Here is a 22,345-nt window from a genome sequence, read left to right on the forward strand (position 1 = left end):
CGATCGGCCGCGTCGCCAGTACGGGAATTCGTGTGTCAACGCTGCCTAGCTCAAGTTATGCGCGGCGTCCCTGACCTTCGGCCGGCAGCTCGACTCGCGGCCTGCTGCTCTCTGCCGCCCGCTGGATCGCCTCCAGGTACGGGCGATCCTCTTCCTGCACGTCGCGACTCAAGTCGCAGAACGGTACGAGCGCATCGTGATCGGGATGCTCAACGACCATCCATGTCGACCACGCGTCGTGTACGTCTTCCAGCGTGCACCTCACACCCTTGACGAGCATGAGCAGCCCGTACAGCCGAAACAGATCCTCTCTACGCTTCGCGGGCCAGAGGTCGGTCGCGAGCTCGTCCTTGATCTGTTGCGCGGCAGCGTCGAGGTAGTTCATAGCCATACCGTAATCGCGACGACGACGTGCAAGACAAGGAAAGCGATCGGAACGAACCTTTCTACGGCGCCGAGCTCGGCGTAGCGTGCACGCCACGACGGCAGAGGATCCTTTTTCAAGCTCGCCCATTCATCACTGAAGGGTCGTACAGGGAGGTGATCCCGCTCGATGCTGTTGATGACATCGAACTTCGCCCGGTTCAGGTCCCGGTAGGAGCGCAGTTGAAGCCACCAGGTCACGCTCGTAACCAACCCGACGGCGGCCAGCAACGTCGCACGGAGCGGATCGAGCTGCGTGCCGCCGAGTAGCCCGAGCACAGCCGGCACCCCCAGGAGCGTGCTCTGCAATGTCAGGTAGAACTGGTTCGCCTGCCCCCTGCGGGCTGAGACGCGATCCGCCATTTCCACCGCCATCGTGTAGAGGTCGAGGACCTCTCGCGATGGTGCGGGTGAGCCCGCTTGACCGGACGTCACGCGTTCTTGCCTTCGCCCATCATTTGCGTGATCGCGGATCCGACTGTCGGCCAGGACCAAGCAACGACACGATTGCGCGCCAACCCAGTAGGCAGGGTCGATGTCGCTGTAGCGCGGTCGACGTAGACGCCGAATACCGGAACGTTCAGGTCCTTGGCCATCGCGATCTCCTTCGCGACCCCCGAGGCGCTTCCCATTGACCGGCCCACCAGAACGATGAGCATGTGGGTGTGTGCGATTTTGTCCCTGATCCGCTGCTCCCACACCGCCTGCGGCAGCGCCGACTTGCTTGACCAGTCTTCGATTGTGAACGACGTTGGGGAGTTCGAGGCGGCCTGACCCGCGAAGAGCGTCTTCGGCGTCAGGTCGTGGTCGAAGTCAAAGCTGAGAAATGCACGGGGGGTGGTCATAGCTACTCCATCCGGTTTGTGAATCGGTTCTACCAGCTACCAGGGACATTTGGGCCGGGCGGCGGGTCAGCAAACCCTTCAACCCGGCAGCGCACCGAGCGGGGCGAGTCTTGATCTGGCCGACTGGTGTCCTGCCGGACTCAAGAAAGCGCCGTCGACACCGGGGCGATGGCGATGCACATGTCGTACGGCGGCTCCGTCGGCCTGCGACCCGACAGCCGATCAGTCCTGAGCCGCAGCGGCGTCATGCAGCGCCGATCCGAGTACCGAACCGTTCTCGGCGCCGGTTCGCACCCAGGGCTTCACCCCTCGGCCGGATCTCGTGACGAGGCAGGTGTCGCTCGTAGCCTGTTTGGGTGGACACTCTGACCCTGCTGATCGACACACCTGGCGGCTTGATCGAGCGCACGGTGGTCGCGGCCACAGCGCTTCCTTCCGACGTCGAGCGCGGAGTTGCCGCGGAAGAAGCGATCCGAGTCGCAGCAGCGCTGTGGGGAATGCCAGATTTCATCTTCGAACCCACCCACGAGGCCAGTGGCAGCGGCGTTCGTGAGGTGAGCGACGGCATTCTCATCACAAGCGGTACCGCCGTGATGATTCAGTCGAAGGCTCGGTCGGGTAGCGGCGATTCTCCCGAAAAGGAGAGCAACTGGTTGAACAAACACATCACCAAGGGGCTGCGGCAGGCCGCCGGATCCATACGGCGGCTCCGGACGGGTCCGGTGAAGATGACCAATCGGCGAGGACGGGACGTCACTATCGACGGCGCCGAGCTCAGGTGGGTGTCCGTCGTGCTGGTCGATCACGACGCGGTGCCCGAGGGGTACGTCCCTCCGAAGCTCCCGGATGACGCTGTGGTGATGATGCGGCGGGATTGGGAGTTTCTGTTCAACCAACTCCGATCTGCGCGATGGGTCGCGCACTACCTGTCGCGGGTCGTAGGAGAGGCCCAGCAACTGGGCACGGAACCCGTTCGCTACCACGAACTGGCGCTCGAAGACCTTGCCGTACCGGAGCAGGAGGCTCCGAGCTGGGTGACGGACGCTGCGGCGCTCCTGCCGTTTCCCTCGGCACCACTGGAAGTGGCCGGCGGCGAATCGACCGACGCACACTTCGCGCTGCGCACCATTCAGGAGGACATCGCCGTCACCCCTGTTCCCCCGGGAAAGGAGTTGGATCGCATCGAGGTGCTCTCCCGCCTAGACGGCATTCCCGTTGCTGCTCGCACTGATCTCGGCGCTCGTCTGCGCTCCTACATGGCGGAGGCGGGCACGTGGTCGAAGCAGACGCTGATCACCTCCACCCGTGTGTACCTGCCCACCCGGCCCGGGCCGTTCGAATCACCAGTCGTGCTGATGGTGGCCTCACGGTTGGACGAGATGACGAAGATGGTGTTCCGGGCAAGGCTCCAGCTTGCTCACCATGACTTCATGCAAGACACAGATGTGGGCGAGTTGCTGTCTGTGGGGGTGCTGCTGACACCACGCCCGCGAGGCGAACGAGCGTGGGACACAACGATGGCCGCAACTCACGGGGATCTCGAGCTGGACCCGGAGTATGTGCAGGCCATCCGGACGCAGCTGGACTCGACTCTGCGGACCTGAGCGGGCGCGGGGCAAGGCCTATTGCGTCGAGACGGTGAGTTCGACTCGTCAGGAACGACCGTCCGAAGCCAAAGTCGGCGAGTACCAAGGGCGTCGAGTCGATGTCGATCAAGTAGGCCGCCCCCTACCCTGGAGCGTGGCCTCCGAGATTCGTGCGCTCCCCGACGATTACGCCGCGGTTCTGGCCGAGCTGAAAGGCCGTGTGCGCTCGGCGCAACTGACGGCTCAGCGGCGGGTGAACACAGCGCTCATCGAGCTGTACTGGGAGCTCGGACACACGATCCTGCGCCGCCAGGCCGACGCGTCTTGGGGCGGCTTTGCCGTCACCCGTCTCGCTGAGGACCTACGCGCCGAGTTTCCGCAGATGAAGGGCTTCTCGAGGTCGAACCTGTTCAGCATGCGCGCCTTCGCGCAGGCGTGGCCGGCACGCGAGGAAGTAGTCCAACAAGCTGTTGGACTACTTCCGTGGGGTCACATCGTCCTGCTGCTACAGAAGCTCGACGACTCTGAGGCCCGCTCCTGGTACGCGGACGCCGCCGCTGAGCACGGCTGGTCTCGCAACGTTCTCTCGAACCAGATCATGAACCGCACCCGCGAACGGATCGGCTCCGCACCCTCCAACTTCGCCGGCCAGCTCGCGCCCGCCGACTCCGACCTCGCGCGTCAGCTCGCGAAGGACCCGTACGTATTCGACTTCCTTGAGCTGACGGGAGAGGTGGCGGAACGCCAACTCGAGCAGGCCCTGATGGACCGCATCGTCGACACCCTCCGCGAGCTCGGTGCCGGATTCGCCTTCGTCGGACGCCAGGTGCATTTCGACGTCGACGGCGATGATTTCTATGCCGACCTAATCTTCTTTCACACCGAGCAACTGCGGTACGTGGTGATCGAGTTGAAGACCGGCCGCTTCGAGCCGGCGTTCACCGGCCAGCTGGGCTTCTACGTAGCGGTCGTCGACGACCGGATGCGACGCGACTTCCACCGGCCCACGGTCGGGATCCTCATCTGCGGCGGCCAGAACGAGCACACCGTCCGCTACGCCCTCAGCCAGACCGGCTCCCCCATGGCCGTCTCCAGCTACACCTACGAGTCCCTCCCGCCGGCCGAGCAAGCTGCGCTACCGACAGCCGAGCAGATCACCGCAGCGCTCGACCGGCCGGACAGCAGCAGCTGACGAGACGAACCCCCTCGCCACCGGCGCCGCATCGACCTAGATAGCTAGATACCTATCTAGGTCCTCAAGATTCGGGTGGTCTCAGAGGCCCGACCTCGCTGTGTCAGCGGCCTGGCTTAGATCGTTCGATCTGAGCCCCCTGGCCACGGCTGCCGCGGGTCGAGGGCACACGCGTGCGCTTCGCGGATTCCGCACCGCGAGCGGGAGTGGCGAAGGATGCGTCAACGGTCATCCGCGCGTTCACCTGCTCCTCCGGGACGTTCTGAGCCTGCATCGTCGCTGCCGTGTGCGCGCGGCGCTCGGCGCTGTCGTAGGAAAGTTCCCCCTCGGATCGAGCCGCGACTGCACGCCCCTCATCAGTCGGCGCCGGAACGTCGTCCGGGTCGCGCGGCGCACTGTTGTTGTCGCGGTAGAGGGCGACCTGAGCCCTGGCGTCCTCAGCGAGGCTGCGCAGCTCCTCGGAGCTCTGCGTGCGCGTGCCGCCGGCCTCTGCATCACGGTCGTACTGGGCGGCCTGCTGCTCGAGCTCGTCGGCACGTCGTGCGGAGTCGACGGGGACCTCGGACGATGTGATCTGGGTTGAGGCGTCGTTGGCGCGGTCGAGGCGGTCGGCTTCCGCGATCATCACCTGGGCCTCGGTGACGTCGCGCTGGGATTGTGCCCGCTCGGTGTCTGCTGCGGTGACGGTGGGGCCGCCGGCCTGGTCGGTTCGCCACTCCTGCACGAGAGCCGCGCGCGCGGCTTCAGCCACCGCCGGATCCGCCGGCTGCGCGCGCCCATGGTCATCGAAGGCGACGGCTGTCTCAACGCGGTAGTCCTGGTAGCCGACCGGATCGTTGGCGCGCTTCCACTCCTCCGCGACACTCAGCTCGAGTGCGGGGACGTCGCCGGCGACCGCCGCGCGGTAGTCCGCGATGAGCGCACGCTCGGCCGAAGGATTGGGCTCGCGGGCGTCGCCGACAGGCATGGTGAGGCGGTCCTCGTCGTGCCGGTGATACCCCTCGGGCGCCGCAGCGGTGGCCCACTGCTTCGCGAGGTCCAGCTCGGTCGGGGTGTCGCGGGCGATGCCCTGCAGCGTGGCGACGTCGACGCCGTAGCGCTCGTTCGCCTCGGACGCAATCAAGGCACTGGCGGACGCGATCTGCGGGTCGGCGTCCTTCCATGCCGCCGCCGTCTCTGCGACGCGGGCGACGTCGCGCACGCTCGCCTGATCCCACCACTGGGGATCGTTGACGACCGACACCGCCTGTCGCGCGGATGCCCGTTCGCCCTCGTAGCGGGCTGCGAGCTCGCGCGCTTCGATGGCGCTGCGTTGCTGCGCTTCGCGCATCGCGTCCTGGTACGCGCGGGCGATCTTCTCGCCGAGCTGGATAGCGATGGTGAGCGCGATCCGTGCGGACGAGTTGATGGACTCTTCCACGCCTCCGTCGTCGTCAGCCATAGTGATTCCTCCCCTTCACTGGTGTCGGTCTAGCGGTCGTGTCCGTCGCGCTCGCGGGGCTCGGTGCCGCGCTGCGGGGCAGCGGTCGTGGTGAAGTTCGGCTCGGCCTTCGTGAGCTTCGGCGGGACGGGGGTGCCGGTCGCGAAGCTCGCCTGGACCGTCTCGCGCGCGCGGCGGGTGCCCTCGGGCAGGGCGTCCCAGGCGTTCTTCTGGATCTGCGCGCTGTAGCCCTCGTGGACCGTCTTCAGCTGGTTCCGAATCGTCCCGGCGAGCTCGCGCGTGCGGCGGGCGTCGCCGGCGGCCTTATGGGCGTCCATGATCGCTCGCGTGGTGCGCACGATCTGGCGCAGCAGCATGGCCTCCTCGGCGGCCTTGTTCCGCTTCCCGGCGGTCGCGAGGATCAGCATCGTCGTGCCGGCCATCGACGGCATCCCCGCCGGCCGCGGCGTCGACTCGTGCGCACGCAGGTGCGCGGAACGGGCGAGGGTCCGTGACGCTTCAGCGAGCGGCCCGGGTGTCGGCTCGAGGCGCCTCGACCAGGCGGCGTAGGCGCCGGATGCTTCGCGGGCTGCGTGCGCCCAGGTCGCGCGATCGGAGGGGTCCACTCGACTTAGGTAGTCGTGCAGCCGCCCCATGTCCTCCGCGTAGGAGGAGTAGAGATCGCTGGAGAGCTCTGCCGATTCGCGGCCGGGCGCGACGGGCTCGTAGCGCCACGGGTTCTTCGCCGTCGCGCGCCACTCATCGACTGCCGTCTGCGCGGACTGCGGTGAGTCCGGCCAGCCCTTCCGCAGCTCCGGGAGAGTGAGATCTCGCGCGAGCTTCCCGCCACCGTGCCACACCACGGGCGCGCCCTTCTCGGGACGCAACGCGACCGAGTAGCCGGCGACGACGTCGTCGCGGCCCGCCGCGTAGCGCGGGCGGATGAGCACGCCTGCCTGACGCATCCGGCGCACGAACTCCGCCTCGTCCGCGGACGCTGATGCCGACGAGCGCACCGCTCGCTCGAGCCGGTGAGCATCGACCTCGACCGCTCCGCGGCGCTGCGCAGACTCGCGAGCGCCAGGCTGCACACCGCGCTCCCCCAGCTCACGCTCGGGCACGTGCAACGGCTCGAGCCCGTACTCCTTCTCCAACTGCCGGCTGACCCTCTGCGAGAGCGCCTTGTCGTACGCGACGTGCGCCTTCGTCCCGTCGGCGCGCACCGCGGAGACAGCGATGTGGATGTGGTCGTTGCCGTTCTTCGACAGCCCGTGCCGCACGGCGACCCACCGGCAGTCGGCCTTCCCGGAGGACTCGCCAGCGAACCCCATCCGGTCCACGAAATCGGTCGCGATCCGTCCCCACTGCTCATCGGTGAGCTGCCCCTCCTCCGCACGCAGCGAGAGGGAGCAGTGCCAGACGTCAGCGGCGACGCGCTTGCTGCCAATCTGCTCGCCGGAGTCCTTGTCGAACACCTTCTCCTGGCGGGTCACCTCGACGCCGAAGAAGTTCTTATACTCGTTCAACTCCGCCGCGATCGCGGCGGCCTCGGCCTGATCGAGCACGCTCTCACCGTGCATCGCCATGATCGCCGGGTCCCCCGCGATCAAGTGTTGCTCGGTGTGCTCGTTCGCGCGCCCCTCCCCCGCGAGGTAGCGCACGAGGCCGCCCATGTCCCCGCCGTACGTGACGTTCGGGATCACTGGCCGGCCAGTCGTCGCAGCGTCTCGTTCACCCGCGGCACCAGCGCCCGGTACTCCGCCGCCACCTGCACTGCTTCCTCCGGGAAACGGCCCTCGGTGTTCGCGAACCGAGCGAGCTGATTCATGTTGCTCGAAAGACGCCCCATCAGCGTCCGCAGCTGCATCAGCTCCGAACCGACCGACTTCCACTCCACGTCCGAACGCACCTGCGGATCGATCGCCGCCTCGAACATCAACCGCGGCACCGTCACATCCAGAACCTCGGCCCGAGCACGCAACATCGCATCCTCATCCGGGGACACCCGCACGACGTACTTCTTTTCCCGACGCTGCTCCGGCGGAACGTTCGGTCGACGCTTCCGACCGAACAACCTGCTCGACTCCGTCATCACATCCCCGTCCTTCGGCCCAGCGCAGCGAACCCGCCAACCAGCGGGGACCATACGACCAGTATGCGCACCGGCTCAGCGCAGCGCCAGACCGGCTAGCAATTTAGGACACCTAAGTCGACAGCTTGCTCTGCTCCACCGTCCTGCACGTATCAACCCTGTATGTTCACGACCGAGTTGAACGACAGGACCCGAATCGGTACCCATTCGACTGCCGTTCTCGGTAGTCTCGGGGTATGAACGACGTGACTCGGAACCCTGATGAGGCAGCGGAGGCGGCTCGCCGCCTCCTCGAATCCACCGTCGAGAGAAGGGTCGAAGCGGTGCGGTCGATCGTGAGCGCAGCGAACGACACCGACACCGCGCGGACCGCTCTCTCTGACGCGCAGACCCGACACGCCAAGGCGTGGTCCACCGCACTCGCGTGCGGCTGGTCCGAGAAAGAACTTCGCGCAGCAGGTGTCCCGCGACCCGAACAGACCCGCGCTCGAGTGGCGCGCACTCGCCGGCCTTCGGCCGGCGACACCGACGTCGCCGCATCGACGGACGGCGTCTCCTCGGAGTCGATGGAGCAAGTCGCGTGACCGACGGCAACGACGCGCTCCACGCGCAGGTCCGCGACTGGGCAGACGGGTCGAACCCGCTCGCCGCAGCGGTCGAACTCTTGATCCGATCGGGCCTCGTCTACGAGGGCGCTCCGTGGGTCCGGACCGACAACGCCTGGAAGACGAGCGCGGTCGACTTCGATCGCCTGGGCTACGAGATCGGCGCACTCAGCGGCGGCGAACAACGCATCGCCCGGATCGCCACCTCGCTCGGGCATGGCACGCCCGTGGACCTGCGGGAAGACGTCGCCGGTCTCGACTACGAGCACGCTCGTCTCGTGCTCGCTGCGGTGGCACACGCCGCCGGATTCATTGAGCCCGGAACGACCGTCCAGGACGTCGACGGCATGCCCACCCTCACGCCTTCCGACGCGCTTGCCACCTGGCCTGCCGAGTAGCGTTGCGCTCGACGCAGCGCCCCCTCGCTGGCGTCGGGATACCCCCGCTCGAGCTTTGTGCTCGCGGGGGCTTTTCCGTCCCGGCTGACACCGGTGCGGCTGCGCCGCGGGGCCAGCTGATGCTCCGTGATCGGGCGGACGGAACCTCGGTCGATTGCGAGACCAGGGAGGCTGGGGCTGATTCGTTCACGGACGCCCCCTGACCACCTGTGCACAGCCCAGCTCTCGCTGGGGCTGGCCTGCACGCAGGTGGACAGCGGGACCCCGGCCGCAGTACAGATTCGGGATCCTTTGCCCGATGATGCGGGGTATGGGTTTCCTCGACAGGCTGCTGGGCCGGACTGCTCCTCGTACCAACGACGGCACGTCGAAGGAGGAGCCGAGCGCCGGATCCCCGTCCGCGCACCGCGTTCAACTTCGCGTGAACCTCAGCACCACGATCGAGCTTGGCGTGGTGCAACTGACGGGAACGACGACCTTCGCCTGTGAGGCGATCACGGCACTGGCATCACGTCACCGTGCCGCCGAAGGCGGCTACATCGAGACGTCCGGGTCCCTGCAGCGAGAGCCCGACAACAGAGCAGACCCGTTCGCCGTAGGAGTGCATGTCGAAGGCGAGCGCATCGGCTACCTCCCGAGCCTCATCGCTCAGGAGCTCGAGCTGAGCGAGGACGGGTCAGAAGTCGTCGCAGTGCAGATCTTCACCGAACTACTACCCGCCGGCCTGCGAGCCGAGGCATGGGCATGGCTGGGCGACGGACCCGCGCGGTGGCAGTGGTCCGCATCGAACCGACCACCCCTGTCATCACCTGCCAAAGCCGCCGCGCACCACCAGTCCTCCCGAACCATGGTCAAAGAGGCCCTCGCCGGCGGCGGAGCGCGCGCGAAGGACTTCCAGCGCGGGATGGTGAACGGGGTGCACTACCTAGAGCTGGTCGAGCCGATCAAGCAGCTCAAGCGCGAAGGACGACTCGACGAAGCTCTCGTCCTGTGCACCGCAGCGATCGCCGGAGCAGAGGGCTCTCGCGACGGCCGCGAACCGGCACCCTGGTACACCGAGCAGGCCGCCATCATCTACCGCAAGCTCGGACGCCGCGACGAAGAGATCGCCGTCCTCCAACGGTGGCTCAAGCTGTGCCCGAAGGAACACCGCGACGGAACACGCATCGGAGAACGACTCGCGAAACTGACGGGATGACCGCAGACTCCCACCCCTAGTCGCCGGCTCCAAGCACTCCTAGGCCCGCGTCGACGATCGCGCGGGAGCGGCGGTAGAACGTCGCCCGAGACATGCCCAAGTCACGCGCGACCTGCGCGGCCGGCTCCCCACCCTTGACCAGCTGCAGCGCGGAACGGACCTGACTATCGGTGATCTTCTGCGGCCGGCCGCCAAGGTTCTTCCCGGCCGCGCGGCGCTTGCTGATCGAATCGATCACCCGCTCGCGCTTGATCTCATGCTCCATCTGCGCCAACGCCGCCATGATCGTGAACAGCATCGACCCCATCGGCGTCGACGTATCCACATCCCCTCCCCCGAGATTCAGCACGCGAAGGCCCGCACCACGGCCGCGCAGCTCGTCCGCGAACGCGAGCATGTTCTGCGTCGACCGGCCCAAACGATCCAACGTGGTGATCACGAGCGTGTCCCCCTCGTGCAACGCATCAAGGGCACGATCGAACTGCGGCCGCGACGCACGAGCGCCCGACACCCCATGATCGACGTACAGATCATCACGCCGGATACCGGCAGCGAGCAGGTCGACCTCCTGTTGATCCGTCGACTGCTGCCGCGTCGACACCCGCGCATACCCGATCAACCTCGCCACGACGCTCCCCCTGTCTCGAAACCGATGCTTCATACCTGCATCGAGGCACGAGGTTACGCGACTTAGTTATGAGAATCGACCCGCCGCGAGATCTCGCCTCTACTGCGCCGCGTGTGAGTTTCAGCGTTCTGCGGCGGCGTTCTGATGCCGCTCCGTGTCGCGTCTAGTTAAGGAGCTCGGCCTGAATTCGAGCGGCGACCGCCTCGCGGAGGGGGCGGACGCTCTCGGCGCTCCAGTCGGTCGGGTCGGGGAACTTCCACTCCAGGAACCGGCCGGTCGGAGTCGCAGGGAGGATAAGGCCGGGCTTCATGGCGATGACGATGTCCGCGTTCTCGAGGTCCTCGACCGTGACGGCGCGGGGGGTGCGGTCGCTGATGTCGAGGCCGAGCTCAGCGACGGTGGCAGCGATCGCGGGGTTCACCGTTTCGGCCGGGGAGAGGCCGGCGGAGGTGGCGGTGTAGCGGTCGCCGGCGAGGACTTCGAGCAGGCCTGCGCCGAGTTGGGAGCGGCCGGCGTTGTGCTGGCAGAGGAAGAGGACGGTGGGCTTCTGAGTCATGCGGGGATGCTGCTTCCGGTGGTGGTGCGGGTCCAGGTCTGGGTGGCGATCTGCACGGCGTCCCACGGTGAGCCGAGCGGGGGCGTGTAGGAGAGGTCGAGGTCGGAGACCTGCTCGACGGTGAGCCCGGCGAACAGGGCGGTCGCGTAGGTGTCGACGCGCTTGGCGGTCTCGGTGCCGAGGCGTCCGACGAGCTGCGCGCCGAGCAGACGTCCGTCGCGGGTGTCACCGGTGATGCGGATCGTGATCGGCTGCGCGCCCGGGTAGTAGCGCTTGTGGTCGTCCGCAACCGCGGTCGTCGTCGCCGGCTCGTACCCGGCGGCGAAGGCTTCGTGCTCGCGCAGTCCGGTCCGGGAGGCGACCAGATCGAACACCTTCACGACCTGCGTGCCGACGGAGCCGGCGAACCGGGCATCGCCGCCGAGGGCGTTCTCGCCCGCGACGCGGCCCTGCTTGTGCGCGGTCGTGCCCAGCGGCAGGTAGGTACTGCCGAGCAGGCGGTGGTGGGTGGTCACTCCGTCGCCGGCGGCGAACACGTGCGGGAGGCCGGTGCGCATCGCCTCGTCCACGGCGACGGCACGGCCGGCGCCGAGGGAGGCTCCGGCGCGGGCGAGCAGGTCGGTGTTCGGCTTCACACCGACAACGAGGAGGACGACGTCGGCGGTGCGCGTCAGAGGCGTGCCGTTGTGGTCGGCGTGCACGGCGAGACCGGTCGCGGTCTTCTCGATCGAGGCGACGGTGGTCCGGGTGAGGACCTCGACGCCGCGCTCGGTCAGTTCGGTGTGGACGAGGGCGCCGAGTTCGGGGTCGAGGGTGGAGAGCACTTCCGGGCCGCGCTGCAGCTGAACGACGCGCAGGCCTCGGACGGTGAGGGCTTCGGCCATCTCGAGGCCGACGTAGCCGGCGCCGACGATGATCGCCGTCTGCGGGTCGCGACTGTCGAGGTAGCGCTCGAGCGCGAACGTGTCGCCCATTGAGTGCAGCACGTGCACTCCGTCCTCCGGCCCCAGCTCGTCCACTCCGGCGATCCCGGCGGAGGAGGCGAGGGCGCCGGTCCCGACGATCAGCTCGTCGTACCCGATCCGGTCGAGCGTCCCGTCCGGGGTGCGGATGGTGAGCTGCTGTCCGGCGACGTCGATGTCGGTCGCGAAGGTGTCCAGCCGCAGGGTCATGCCGGTGGCTTCGAGGTCGGCGTGGGTGCGGTGCGCGAGGGATTGCCAGGGCTGGACCTCGCGGGAGAAGTAGTACGGGATCCCGCAGATGGAGAAGTTCGGGTAGGAGTCGGCGACGACGACGGTCACGTCGACGGACGGGTCGAGCTCGCGGGCGCGCAGCGCGGCGGAGATCCCCGCGTCGCTGCCGCCGATGGCGACGAGATGCATCCTGCTCCTTCGGTCCGAGAACAACGACCGAACACTGACGCCCGTCGATGAACGGGAAGTGACGCGCACGTGTCGCTACATCGACACGCGTCGATCTATCGGAGTGGCACGGTCCCGGCTGTTCAGCCGGCTCGGTCAGACGGTGGTGAGCAGATGCGCGAGGGAGTCGAGCGCGCCGGGCACCAGGCGGTAGTAGGCCCAGGTGCCGCGCTTGTCGCGGCTGAGGATCCCGGCATCGACGAGGACCTTCAGGTGGTGCGAGACGGTGGGCTGGGAGAGGCCGAGCGGCTCGGTCAGGTCGCAGACGCACGCCTCGGCGTCGGCGTGCGCGGCGACCATCGAGATCAGCCGCAGTCGCGCCGGGTCGGCGATTGCGCGAAGTGAGCGGGCGAGCTTCTCGGCGTTCTCGGCGTCCATCGCCTCGCGGGTGAGCGGTGCGCAGCACGCGGTCACGTCCGCCAGCGGGAGCATCTCGAGAACGGCCATGCCCTCAGTGTGCCACGCGGATCGACCGGCATCGATGGACGCCGGCACTCGTCCAGGCATCGATGAGGATCGATGTAGTGTCTTCATCGATCATCATCGATGCCTTTCCGAGGAGCTCTCCAGCATGACCGTGCTCGCCATCGCCATCTTCCTGATGACCCTGACGCTGGTCATCTGGCAGCCGAAGGGACTTGGGATCGGCTACAGCGCTCTCGGCGGTGCGGTGATCGCGCTGGTCACCACCGTCGTTCAGCTCTCCGACGTCCCGACCGTGGTCGGGATCGTCTGGAACGCCACCCTCGCGTTCGTGGCGATCGTGCTGATCTCGCTGATCCTGGACGAGTCCGGATTCTTCGAGTGGGCCGCGCTGCACGTCGCGCGCTGGGGCCGGGGACGTGGGCGGCTACTGTTCGTGTTGATTGTGCTGCTGGGCGCGGTGATCGCGGCGGTGTTCGCGAACGACGGGGCGGCGCTGATCCTCACGCCGATCGTCATCCAGATGCTGCGCGCGCTGAATTTCTCCGCGAAGGCGTCCCTCGGTTTCATCCTCGCCACCGGCTTCATCGCCGATGCTGGCAGCCTGCCGCTGGTGGTGTCGAACCTGGTCAACATCGTCTCGGCCGACTTCTTCGACATCGACTTCGCCCGCTACGCCCTCGTCATGGTTCCCGTCGGCGCGGTTGCCGTCCTCGCGAGCCTCGGTGTGCTCTTCGCCTACTTCGGCCGCTCCATCCCGAAGCGCTACAACGTCGACGCGCTCGCCCGCCCGGCGTCCGCGATCAGCGACCCGCTCGTGTTCCGCACCGGCTGGATCGTCCTGGCCTTCCTGCTCGTCGGCTACTTCGCCGCCGACCCGCTGCACGTACCGCTCTCCGTCGTCGCCGGGATCGGCGCGATCGCCCTCGTCGCCGTCGCCGCCCGGCAGCCGGCGTTCCTCTTCGCCCGCGTGCGTGCCGAGGAGCGCGAGCTCGTCACCGCAGGCCCGCTCGGGTCCGGTGGTTCCCTCGACGCTGGCGAGCAGCCCTCGCGCCGGCGCATCCCGGTCCTGAAGGTGATCCGCGACGCTCCCTGGCAGATCGTTCTGTTCAGCATCGGCATGTACCTGGTCGTCTACGGTCTGCGCAATCAGGGATTGACCGACGAGCTCGCCGGCGTCTTTTCGTTCTTCGGCGACCGCGGCACCGTCATCACCGCACTCGGCGTGGGTACCGTGATCGCGGTCCTCGCCTCCCTGATGAACAACATGCCCACCGTGCTCATCGCGGCCCTCGCGATCTCCGCCGCCGGAGCGACCGGACTGACGCAGGAGACGATGATCTACGCCAACGTCATCGGCTCCGACCTCGGCCCCAAGATCACCCCGATCGGCAGCCTCGCCACGCTGCTCTGGCTGCACGTCCTGGACCGCAAGGGCATCCACATCGGCTGGGGCCGCTACTTCCGCACCGGCATCGTCCTGACCGTCCCCGTCCTCCTGATCACGCTGCTCGCCCTCGCCGCCTGGCTCACGATCCTCGAGTGAACATCCGGTACGAACATTGACGCACGTCGATATCCACCGTCACACTGATATCGATCGGCGTCGATGCCGTCCCTCCTCCTCCTCCTCCTCCCCCCCCTCGCCCCGACCAGAGAGCTCGCACCATGACCGAGAAGCCCACCGTCCTGTTCGTCTGCATCCACAACGCGGGACGCTCGCAGATGGCCGCCGGCTACATGCGCGCCCTCTCGAACGGCGCCGTCGAGGTCCTCTCCGGCGGGTCCGAGCCCGGCGACCAGATCAACCCGATGGCGATCGCCGCGATGGCGGAGGAGGGCATCGACATCTCGCAGGCCGTGCCCACGCTGATGACCACCGAGCAGGTGCGCGAGTCGGACGCTGTGATCACCATGGGCTGCGGCGACGTGTGCCCGATCTTCCCCGGCAAGCGCTACGAGGACTGGGCCCTCACCGACCCCAAGGGCAAGCCGCTCGAGGAGGTCCGCCCCATCCGCGACGACATCAAGGCACGCGTCCAGGCGCTGCTGGCCGAGCTGCTGCCCGCGAAGGTCTGACGATGAGCGACTTCAGCACCCGCCGAGCCATGCCGGGCCTCGTCTACCCGGAGGGCTACCTCGCCCGCCTCGCCGAGGAGCTCAGCGAGAAGTTCCGCGGCGTCTTCGCCGCCGAGACCGTTGAGCGGTACGTGCTCGAGTCGTACACCGGGCTGCTGCGCACCTCGAAGGTCAAGGCGCACCTGGCGAGCCAGACGGTGCGCTTCGCCACCGACCGCCTGACCGCTCTCGCCCAGGCCAAGGGCGCCATCGCCCGGGAGGTGCCGGAGGTGCTGTTCATCTGCGAGCAGAACGCCGGCCGCTCCCAGATGGCCGCGGTCCTCACCGACGCGCTCTCCGGCGGCCGCGTACACGTGCGCTCCGCCGGCTCGATGCCTGCCGCCGCACTCAACCCCGCCGTCGTCGCGGCCATCGAGGAGATCGGCCTGGACGTGACCGACGCGTTCCCCAAGCCGCTCACCGACGACGTCGTCCAGGCGGCCGACGTGGTCGTCACGATGGGCTGCGGCGACGCGTGCCCGATCTACCCGGGCAAGACCTATCAGGACTGGGACCTCACCGATCCGGCCGGCCTCCCGATCGAGGAGGTTCGCGTCGTACGCGACCAGATCAAGGCCCGCATCGAGGCCATGCTGATCACCCTCGGCGTCGAGACAACAGGAGTTCCCGCATGACCAGCACCGCGACCGCCATCGAGAACGTCGTCGTCGTCGGATCCGGCCCTGCCGGCTACACCGCCGCCATCTACCTCGCCCGCGCGGGCCTGGAACCGATCGTCCTGACGAGCGCGGTCGAGGCGGGCGGCGCCCTGGTGAACACCACCGAGGTCGAGAACTTCCCCGGCTTCCCGACCGGGATCATGGGCCCAGACCTGATGGAGAACATGCGCGCTCAGGCCGAGCGCTTCGGGGCCCGCATCGTCTACGACGACGCCACCGCGCTCGAGCTCACCGGTGACGTGAAGTCCATCACCACCGGCTACGGAGGCAGCTATCGGGCACGGGCCGTCGTGCTCGCGATGGGCTCCGCCTACCGGAGGCTCGGCGTCCCCGGTGAGCAGCGACTGACCGGTCACGGAGTGTCCTGGTGCGCGACCTGCGATGGGTTCTTCTTCAAGGGCCAGGACATCGCCGTCGTCGGCGGCGGCGACTCCGCCCTCGAGGAGGCGATGTTCCTCACCCGCTTCGCCGCCTCCGTCACCCTCATCCACCGCCGCGACTTCCTCCGAGCGTCGAAGATCATGCAGGACCGCGCCCTGGCCGATCCGAAGATCCGCGTCCTGTGGAACACCGAAGTCACCGAGGCGCTCGGCGACGAGAAGCTCACGATGCTGCGCCTGCGCGACACCGTCACCGGCCAGGAGTCCGAACTCGCCGCGACGGGTCTGTTCATCGCCATCGGCCACGACCCCCGCTCCGAGCTCGTCCTCGGCCAGGTCGACGTCGACGACGACAACTACGTCCGCGTCACCTCACCCACCACCGAGACCAACCTCCCCGGCGTCTTCGCCGCCGGAGATCTCGTCGACCACCGCTACCGCCAGGCCATCACCGCCGCCGGCACCGGCTGCTCCGCGGCCGCCGACGCCGAGCACTATCTCGCCGCCCACGGCCTCGCCTCACTCGCCCAGGCCACGACGGCCGTCCTCGACGACGCCGTCACCGCCTGACCTGCACCACCGAAGGAGACCATCATGACGATGACCCTGACCGTCCCGCCCCGCACCGACGAGCGCCGCCTCACCGGACTGCCCGTCGCCGTCATCGGCGCCGGCCCCGTCGGCCTCGCCGCTGCCGCGCAGCTGCTCGAGCGCGGCCTCGACGTCATCGTCTACGAAGCCGGAGACAGCGCCGGCGCCGCCGTGCAGCAGTGGGGCCACACCCGCCTGTTCTCCCCGTGGGAGTACCTCGTCGACTCCGCCGCCGGACGCCTGCTCGACGCCGCCGGGTGGGAAGCGCCCGCCGCGAAGAAGCTGCCCACCGGGCACGAGTTCGTCCGCGACTACCTCGCGCCCCTCGCCGCGACTCCGCAGCTCGCTCCGGTCATCCGCTATCGCTCCCGTGTGACTGCCGTGTCCCGTGAGGGCATGGACCGCACCCGCTCCACCGGCCGCGCAGGCACACCGTTCCTGCTGCGCCTGGACACTCCCGAGGGCGCCGTCGACGTCACCGCCCGCGCGGTCATCGACACCTCCGGCACCTACTCGACCCCCAACGCCCTCGCCTCGGCCGGCCTCGATCCGATCGGCGCCGACGACGTCGCCGAGCACCTCAGCCACGCGCTGCCCGACGTGCTCGGCGCCGACCGCGCCCGGTTCGCCGGGAAGAGCGTCCTCGTCGTCGGCGCCGGCCACTCCGCCGCGAACACCCTGATCAAGCTCGCCCGCCTCGCCCGCGACGAGCCCGGCACCACCATCACCTGGGCGATCCGCGGCACGAGCCCGCTGCGCGTCTTCGGCTCTGGCGATGACGAGTTGGAGGAGCGCGGCAGGCTCGGCGGCACCGTCCACCAGCTCGTCCGCGACGGCGCGATCACCCTCCTGGACCGCTTCGAGGTCGACCGCCTCGAGAAGACCTCCACCGGCCGGGTCGCCGTCCTCGGGAGCCGCCGGAAGGAGCGCGAGAGCGTCGAGGCCGACGTCGTCGTGCAGGCCACCGGATTCCGGCCCGACCTCGACATGCTCCGCGAGATCCGCGTCTCCCTGGACGAGATCGTGGAAGCGCCCCGCGCGCTCGCGACGCTCATCGACCCGAACCTGCACTCCTGCGGCACCGTCGACCCCCACGGCGTCGCAGAACTCGCGCACCCCGAGCCGAACTTCTACATCGCCGGCATGAAGTCCTACGGTCGCGCCCCGACGTTCCTCCTCGTCACCGGCTACGAGCAGGTCCGCTCCATCGCGGACGAACTCGCTGGGGACCACGCCGCCGCCCGGCGCGTGCAGCTCGTGCTCCCCGAGACCGGCGTCTGCTCCACCGACATCGGATCCGCCGGAGGAAGCTGCTGCTCATGACCGCGATCCGGGTGATGCTCCCCGAGGACTGGGCGGCGGTCGAGACGATCTACCGTGAGGGCATCGCGACCGGGCACGCCACCTTCGAGGCCGAACCGCCGACCTGGGAGGCGTTCGACGTGGGGATGCTCGACGTTGGGCGTCTGGTCGCCGTCGACGGCGACCAGATCCTCGGCTGGGCGGCGCTCTCGCCCGTGTCGAGCCGGCCCGTCTACGGAGGGGTGGTCGAGCACTCCGTCTACATCGCGTCGTCTGCCCGCGGCCGCGGAATCGGCGCCGAACTCCTGCAGGCGCTCATCGATGCCGCAGACGCCGCAGGACTCTGGACGATCCAGTCGAGCATCTTCCCCGAGAACACCGCCAGCCTCGCCCTCCACGACCGCGCCGGATTCCGCCGGGTCGGCACCCGCGAACGCATCGCGCGGATGACCCACGGACCAGCCGCCGGCACCTGGCGCGACACGATCCTCATCGAGCGACGACGACCTAATTGATCGACGTTCGACGCCATGCCGGGTCCTTGACTTCCGGCAAGAACTGAAATCCGTAGGCTCGCGCTAGGCCGCGAGGTGGATCGACCACCCGAGGTCATTGCCGTTGATGTCAACTTGAGCCATGATGGTCACGAATCGGCATACGTACGTCCAAAGCCAGCCACCCGGCTGGCTTTTCACGTTAATGGACGCCCCCCCGAGTCGTCTTGGCGGGGGCGATGATCGCGGTCCGCGGTACCTGGCGGAGCTCGATGCCGCCGTGCCGCGGCGCCGCACGAACGTCGCCGTTTTCTGGCCCACGATGTCACCCCCTACCTTGAAAATGGGCGATCGATCGATCACCCGACAAGCCGGCCCCGAGCCGGCTTTTTTCATGCCCAGGATCGAGCAGCAACAGCTCTCCTGGCCCCCTCCTCTCCTGTCAGCGCTCGAATGATTGCTGGTAGTGAGCGACACCGAGTCATCCGGCTCGGTGTGATCCGAACGCGTTCGCGCGTTCAACACGCGGAGGTCACCATGAACCCGCTCTTCGAGATGCGGCAGGGGGAGGTGGACCCCAACGTCGTGATCGTGTGCGCCACGATCTACTTCGTCGTCAACAAGGTCGAGGATCTCGTCCTCGTCTTCTGGCCGACGAAGAAGCCTGCACGACTGAAGGCCCGTCTCAACCGCAGCCGCCGCCGCCCCAGGGCCTAGCTCGAAAAACGACCCCCTCCGCAGGGGGGAGAGCTCTGTCTTCTAGCGCCTCGAAAAACAGTAGCTTTCTGCGACGCACCGACGACGGTCGCTGCGCCCTCGGCAGGACTGGATCGACGGGAGGCTGCTGTCCCGGAAAGACGTCTTGCCGCGTGACGTCTCAGGACGGTTGCGGAGGACGTTCCCGAGTCATCATCCTGTGGGCCTCTGGGGTACACCCCAACGCAACACCAGTGACACCCAGCGACGCCGTAGCAGTAGGGTCACTTCTCCACCTTTCGCTACACATCTGCGTCAGGGTCTGGGAGTGACGCAACGAACGCAGACCGTCGGCTACGTCCGAGTCAGCACGACCGAACAGAACCTTGATCGACAGATCGACGCGATCGGAACCGTCGACCGGATCTTCGAAGAGAAGGTCTCCGGCGCCACCCGCACCGACCGGCCTGCTCTCGCCGACTGCATCCGTTATGTCCGAGACGGCGACCTCGTCCGAGTCGCATCGATGGACCGCCTCGCACGCTCACTGCGAGGTCTCCGCGACGTCGTCGACGAGATCGTCGCGAAGGGCGCCTCCGTCGAGTTCATCAAGGAACAGCAGACCTACGGACCCGGCGGCGACGACGCACTCGGACAGCTGATGCTGCACCTGCTCGGCGCGTTCGCCGAGTTCGAACGCTCCCTCATCCGAGAGCGCCAAGCCGAGGGCATCCGCATTGCGAAAGCTGCGGGGAAGTACAGGGGCCGGCAACGCCGGCTCGACGCCGACCAGGTCGCTGCAGCTCGAGCGGACATCGCCGCCGGCATCCCGAAAGCAGCAGTGGCACGCAAGCTCGGCGTCGACCGCACCACCCTCACCGAGCGCTGGCACTCCCCCGACCCGACGAGCTCGCCGCGACCGAGATCTAGAGCGGCGTCAGAACGCCTGCTTGTCGAACCCCTCGGGAGCCGTGTGCATCGGATCTGCCCACTGCAGGCCGGCGGCGACCGCGCGGGCCAAGCTCTCGAGGCCGGTACCGAAGTAGCAGTACCCGTGCGTCGTCTCGATCTGCTGGCGCGGCGGCATCACCACGAGGCGCCAGTTGAACAGCATCTTCCACACCTCGACCGTGAAGGTCTCCGTCTCCTGCAGCCGAAAGCCATTCTCCGTCCGCACGATCCGCTCCCCCGCGACGTCGGTCTCCGAGCGCAGCTGCTGCTCGAGGTCGTCGAGCGCCTCGGCTCGGGTGCGCAGCATCGCCTTCTGATCCACCGTTCCAGTGTCCCGATAGCCGCCCCGTCACCGGGCATTTCATCGGGCGGGTCTTACGGGACACTGCCGCCCGCGCCGAAGCGCGGCCCATCCCGCTCGGTGGACTGGTGCGGTGAGCGACCCCCGTACGGAACACGCTTCAACGCATGCAGGTAAGCAACCTTGGACACGAGCGACGTCGGCTGCTGCGGAAACCGAGGGCATCGGTCGTGTGAACCGGGATGACGCCTTCCCCAGCCGCGCTCGATACGCTCGCCACCCCAAGAAATGAGGTGACCGTATGTACGGATCAAAGAGGCTCATCGACTTCGCTGTCGCCGAGGAGCAGGCGCGGCGGCAGCGCATGGAAGCCGACCGCGAGACCGCGGACCACGGAGACGATCGCCCTGAAGGGTTCGACGCGAGCTCCACCCCTCTGCCGAGCTACAGACCTCTTGCAGACGGCCGGGGCGATGCTGCTAGCGACGACGCGGAGTAACCCAGTCGCACAGTGCCGCGAGAACACACGCGCTGAGGACCGCGACGACGCTGCGAGGAACGCCGCTTCAGGTGACCGGTTCAGGATCCCCTTCCGGGACAGAGGCAACGGATCTATTCGGCGGTGATCAGCTCGCCGGGCGCACCGAGAGACGCGAGGTCGACATCGCCCTGTGACGTCAGGAGCTCGCCGCTGATCCCGTCGTAGACGGCGGTGAAGACGTCCACTCGATGGAGGTCGAAGCCGTAGGGCGCGTCCGTTCTCTCCGCGGGCGCGTGCACGCTCAGCGCCCAGACCGGCTCGTCCGGTGCGATCCAGTAGTGGTCCGCGAGAGCGGGGTCGTACGCGGCAAGCTCCTTGTACGTGGTTCCGACCGCGTAGATCGGGTACTGCTTCTTCTCCTCCGCACTGAGCGTCGAGAGCTGGACTCCGGTGCCGTTAGCCAGGTCGAGCGCCGGGTTCGTCAGCTGCTGGACGTCGATGATCGGCCCCTCAGAGGCGGCGGTGGCGATGGGGGTACCCGGTGGGCCCTCCGTCGGGACGGTGGGTGTCAGGGACCCCGTCATTTCTGTTGGTTCGGCAGCCGTCTCGGTGGAGATGAGGGTCGTGCTCGCGGTGGCGTCGATGGTGACGGGGCCGGAGCGGATGCGCATCGTCGTGGAGGTCTGGGTGAAGCTGACGCCCTCTGCGCCCAGCACGTCCATCAGCCACTGCTCTCGTTCTCCGGCGGCGTCGAGGCAGCCGACGTACGTCGTCGCAGGGCCTCCGGTGATGACCCATACGGAGGTCTGCAGGCCGGCGTACTGGAGGTCGTAGGTGAGCGTATTGCAGGGACCGTCGACGCTGAGCGTCGACCGGCCGTCGGTGCCGGTGATGCGAAGGCTGACGGGGTGATCGAGCAGCCATCCGCCTGATCCTTGATCGCCGATGACCGCGGTGGTCTCGTAGACGGGCTTGGTCGCGTCTTCGGCGCTGAGCAGTTCACCCGGCACCTGCGACGTCGACGGAGAGCCGGGGCTGCTGGCGCTCGTCGCGCATCCACTGACGAGGAGCGCCGCGGAGAGGCAGAGGGTACTGAGGGCGAGGGTTCTCTTGCGTCTGAAGGTCACTGGTCGACTCCGGTCTGGGTCATGGGCGGGTTGGTGCAGTCGACTGTGGTTATCAGTCCCGTGAATATCTCGATTCGGCCGCCCTCCTGGCACACCTGGCTTCCTGCGAGGGAGAACAAGGCTGCGTCCGTTCCGTCTCCGTTGGTGCCCGCGAGCGCAGCACACGCCGCTGCGAGCGACGCAGTGGACTGCTTCGCGGGCGTCTGAATCTCGCCCGACAGGGCGACGCCCTGCCCGTTTTGTTCCCAGCAGGTGACGGGCGCCGCGACCGGAATGCCGCGCTCCGTCGTCACCCCCGTGAGGACTGCCGCGCTGAGGACCGCGCCCGCGATGCCGGCGAGGGTCACCGCCGCGGCCTGGCCGAGACGTCGGCGGCGGCGGATGCGGTGCGCGAGGCGTGCGCTGATGCGCTCGAGCTGCTCGTCGCTCAGGTCAGG

General features: G+C 67.9%; 25 protein-coding genes and 1 pseudogene. 13 read left to right on the plus strand and 13 right to left on the minus strand.

Going from position 1 to position 22,345, the window contains the following annotated elements:
* Positions 1 to 55: 55 nt before the first annotated feature.
* From EDF35_RS19535 to EDF35_RS19545, 3 genes are read right to left on the minus strand one after another with little or no spacing between them, the layout of a single operon-like run.
* Entirely contained in the window at positions 56 to 385 is a 330-nt protein-coding gene (locus EDF35_RS19535; RefSeq protein WP_133963528.1) for a hypothetical protein, read from the minus strand.
* Positions 382 to 858 (minus strand): hypothetical protein, encoded by a 477-nt coding sequence (locus EDF35_RS19540; protein WP_208323106.1) that lies wholly within the window; start codon positions 856 to 858, stop codon positions 382 to 384. The genes EDF35_RS19535 and EDF35_RS19540 overlap by 4 nt, the downstream gene beginning before the upstream one ends.
* Positions 855 to 1,268: a TIR domain-containing protein gene (locus EDF35_RS19545; protein ID WP_133963529.1), complete on the minus strand. Its 414-nt coding sequence runs from the start codon at positions 1,266 to 1,268 to the stop codon at positions 855 to 857. The genes EDF35_RS19540 and EDF35_RS19545 overlap by 4 nt, the downstream gene beginning before the upstream one ends.
* Positions 1,269 to 1,624: 356 nt before the next feature.
* On the opposite strand from EDF35_RS19545, the gene EDF35_RS19550 reads away from it, so the two are divergent.
* Positions 1,625 to 2,872: a hypothetical protein gene (locus EDF35_RS19550; RefSeq protein ID WP_133963530.1), complete on the plus strand. Its 1,248-nt coding sequence runs from the start codon at positions 1,625 to 1,627 to the stop codon at positions 2,870 to 2,872.
* Between the two features lie 136 nt (positions 2,873 to 3,008).
* Entirely contained in the window at positions 3,009 to 4,046 is a 1,038-nt protein-coding gene (locus EDF35_RS19555) for a PDDEXK nuclease domain-containing protein (protein WP_243840068.1), read from the plus strand.
* Between the two features lie 103 nt (positions 4,047 to 4,149).
* On the opposite strand, the gene EDF35_RS19560 is transcribed toward EDF35_RS19555, so the two are convergent.
* Genes EDF35_RS19560 through EDF35_RS19570 form a run of 3 tightly spaced genes read right to left on the minus strand, consistent with a single transcriptional unit; the run spans position 4,150 to position 7,558 of the window.
* Positions 4,150 to 5,487, minus strand: coding sequence for a hypothetical protein (locus tag EDF35_RS19560; protein ID WP_133963532.1), 1,338 nt, complete (start codon positions 5,485 to 5,487; stop codon positions 4,150 to 4,152).
* A gap of 29 nt (positions 5,488 to 5,516) precedes the next feature.
* Positions 5,517 to 7,139 (minus strand): relaxase/mobilization nuclease domain-containing protein, encoded by a 1,623-nt coding sequence (locus tag EDF35_RS19565; RefSeq protein WP_133963533.1) that lies wholly within the window; start codon positions 7,137 to 7,139, stop codon positions 5,517 to 5,519.
* A gap of 26 nt (positions 7,140 to 7,165) precedes the next feature.
* Positions 7,166 to 7,558 (minus strand): plasmid mobilization relaxosome protein MobC, encoded by a 393-nt coding sequence (locus EDF35_RS19570; protein ID WP_104292870.1) that lies wholly within the window; start codon positions 7,556 to 7,558, stop codon positions 7,166 to 7,168.
* 236 nt (positions 7,559 to 7,794) lie between these two features.
* Here EDF35_RS19570 and EDF35_RS19575 point away from each other — a divergent pair, with 236 nt between their 5' ends.
* The 3 genes from EDF35_RS19575 to EDF35_RS19585 all read left to right on the plus strand — a co-directional run bounded on the left by EDF35_RS19575 (position 7,795) and on the right by EDF35_RS19585 (position 9,759).
* Complete coding sequence (locus tag EDF35_RS19575) at positions 7,795 to 8,142, plus strand: hypothetical protein (RefSeq protein WP_133963534.1); 348 nt, start codon at positions 7,795 to 7,797, stop codon at positions 8,140 to 8,142.
* Positions 8,139 to 8,561 carry a hypothetical protein gene (locus tag EDF35_RS19580; protein WP_133963535.1) on the plus strand — a complete coding sequence of 141 codons (423 nt, stop codon included), beginning with the start codon at positions 8,139 to 8,141 and terminating at the stop codon, positions 8,559 to 8,561. Before EDF35_RS19575 ends, EDF35_RS19580 begins: the two co-directional genes overlap by 4 nt.
* A gap of 310 nt (positions 8,562 to 8,871) precedes the next feature.
* Complete coding sequence (locus tag EDF35_RS19585) at positions 8,872 to 9,759, plus strand: hypothetical protein (RefSeq protein ID WP_133963536.1); 888 nt, start codon at positions 8,872 to 8,874, stop codon at positions 9,757 to 9,759.
* Between the two features lie 16 nt (positions 9,760 to 9,775).
* Here EDF35_RS19585 and EDF35_RS19590 read toward each other — a convergent pair whose 3' ends face one another.
* The 4 genes from EDF35_RS19590 to EDF35_RS19605 form a co-directional block, all read right to left on the minus strand.
* Complete coding sequence (locus tag EDF35_RS19590) at positions 9,776 to 10,387, minus strand: recombinase family protein (RefSeq protein ID WP_133963537.1); 612 nt, start codon at positions 10,385 to 10,387, stop codon at positions 9,776 to 9,778.
* A 163-nt stretch (positions 10,388 to 10,550) separates the two neighbouring features.
* Positions 10,551 to 10,943, minus strand: a complete 393-nt coding sequence (locus EDF35_RS19595) for a low molecular weight phosphatase family protein (RefSeq protein WP_133963538.1) — start codon at positions 10,941 to 10,943, stop codon at positions 10,551 to 10,553.
* A complete protein-coding gene (locus EDF35_RS19600) occupies positions 10,940 to 12,325 on the minus strand; it encodes an FAD-dependent oxidoreductase (protein WP_133963539.1) in 1,386 nt (461 codons plus the stop codon). The genes EDF35_RS19595 and EDF35_RS19600 overlap by 4 nt, the downstream gene beginning before the upstream one ends.
* Positions 12,326 to 12,460: 135 nt before the next feature.
* Complete coding sequence (locus EDF35_RS19605; protein WP_133963540.1) at positions 12,461 to 12,811, minus strand: metalloregulator ArsR/SmtB family transcription factor; 351 nt, start codon at positions 12,809 to 12,811, stop codon at positions 12,461 to 12,463.
* Positions 12,812 to 12,935: 124 nt separating this feature from the next.
* On the opposite strand from EDF35_RS19605, the gene EDF35_RS19610 reads away from it, so the two are divergent.
* The 8 genes and pseudogenes from EDF35_RS19610 to EDF35_RS21325 form a co-directional block, all read left to right on the plus strand.
* Positions 12,936 to 14,333: an arsenic transporter gene (locus EDF35_RS19610; RefSeq protein WP_133963541.1), complete on the plus strand. Its 1,398-nt coding sequence runs from the start codon at positions 12,936 to 12,938 to the stop codon at positions 14,331 to 14,333.
* Positions 14,334 to 14,455: 122 nt separating this feature from the next.
* Positions 14,456 to 14,866: an arsenate reductase ArsC gene (locus EDF35_RS19615; RefSeq protein WP_133963542.1), complete on the plus strand. Its 411-nt coding sequence runs from the start codon at positions 14,456 to 14,458 to the stop codon at positions 14,864 to 14,866.
* Positions 14,867 to 14,868: 2 nt separating this feature from the next.
* Entirely contained in the window at positions 14,869 to 15,540 is a 672-nt protein-coding gene (locus EDF35_RS19620) for an arsenate reductase ArsC (RefSeq protein ID WP_133963543.1), read from the plus strand.
* The gene (trxB, locus tag EDF35_RS19625; RefSeq protein WP_133963544.1) at positions 15,537 to 16,535 is read left to right on the plus strand and encodes a thioredoxin-disulfide reductase; all 999 of its coding nucleotides are present in this window, start codon (positions 15,537 to 15,539) and stop codon (positions 16,533 to 16,535) included. Before EDF35_RS19620 ends, trxB begins: the two co-directional genes overlap by 4 nt.
* Positions 16,536 to 16,559: 24 nt before the next feature.
* On the plus strand, positions 16,560 to 17,879 hold the full coding sequence (locus EDF35_RS19630; RefSeq protein ID WP_133963545.1) for an FAD-dependent oxidoreductase: 1,320 nt from the start codon (positions 16,560 to 16,562) through the stop codon (positions 17,877 to 17,879).
* Positions 17,876 to 18,373, plus strand: coding sequence for a GNAT family N-acetyltransferase (locus EDF35_RS19635; protein ID WP_133963546.1), 498 nt, complete (start codon positions 17,876 to 17,878; stop codon positions 18,371 to 18,373). Before EDF35_RS19630 ends, EDF35_RS19635 begins: the two co-directional genes overlap by 4 nt.
* A 516-nt stretch (positions 18,374 to 18,889) precedes the next feature.
* Complete coding sequence (locus tag EDF35_RS19640) at positions 18,890 to 19,069, plus strand: hypothetical protein (RefSeq protein WP_133963547.1); 180 nt, start codon at positions 18,890 to 18,892, stop codon at positions 19,067 to 19,069.
* Positions 19,070 to 19,376: 307 nt separating this feature from the next.
* Positions 19,377 to 19,748: pseudogene (locus EDF35_RS21325) on the plus strand (recombinase family protein); the annotation flags it as partial.
* Positions 19,749 to 19,985: 237 nt separating this feature from the next.
* Here the strand turns inward: EDF35_RS21325 and EDF35_RS21330 are convergent.
* From EDF35_RS21330 to EDF35_RS20970, 3 genes are all read right to left on the minus strand, one after another.
* Entirely contained in the window at positions 19,986 to 20,321 is a 336-nt protein-coding gene (locus EDF35_RS21330) for a hypothetical protein (protein ID WP_166674172.1), read from the minus strand.
* 591 nt (positions 20,322 to 20,912) lie between these two features.
* A complete protein-coding gene (locus EDF35_RS19650; RefSeq protein WP_133963548.1) occupies positions 20,913 to 21,791 on the minus strand; it encodes a hypothetical protein in 879 nt (292 codons plus the stop codon).
* A 113-nt stretch (positions 21,792 to 21,904) separates the two neighbouring features.
* A partial coding sequence (locus EDF35_RS20970; RefSeq protein WP_166674182.1) for a hypothetical protein occupies positions 21,905 to 22,345 on the minus strand: 441 nt, incomplete at its 5' end.

The organism is Rathayibacter sp. PhB151 (assembly GCF_004366415.1).
GTDB classification, from domain to species: domain Bacteria; phylum Actinomycetota; class Actinomycetes; order Actinomycetales; family Microbacteriaceae; genus Rathayibacter; species Rathayibacter festucae.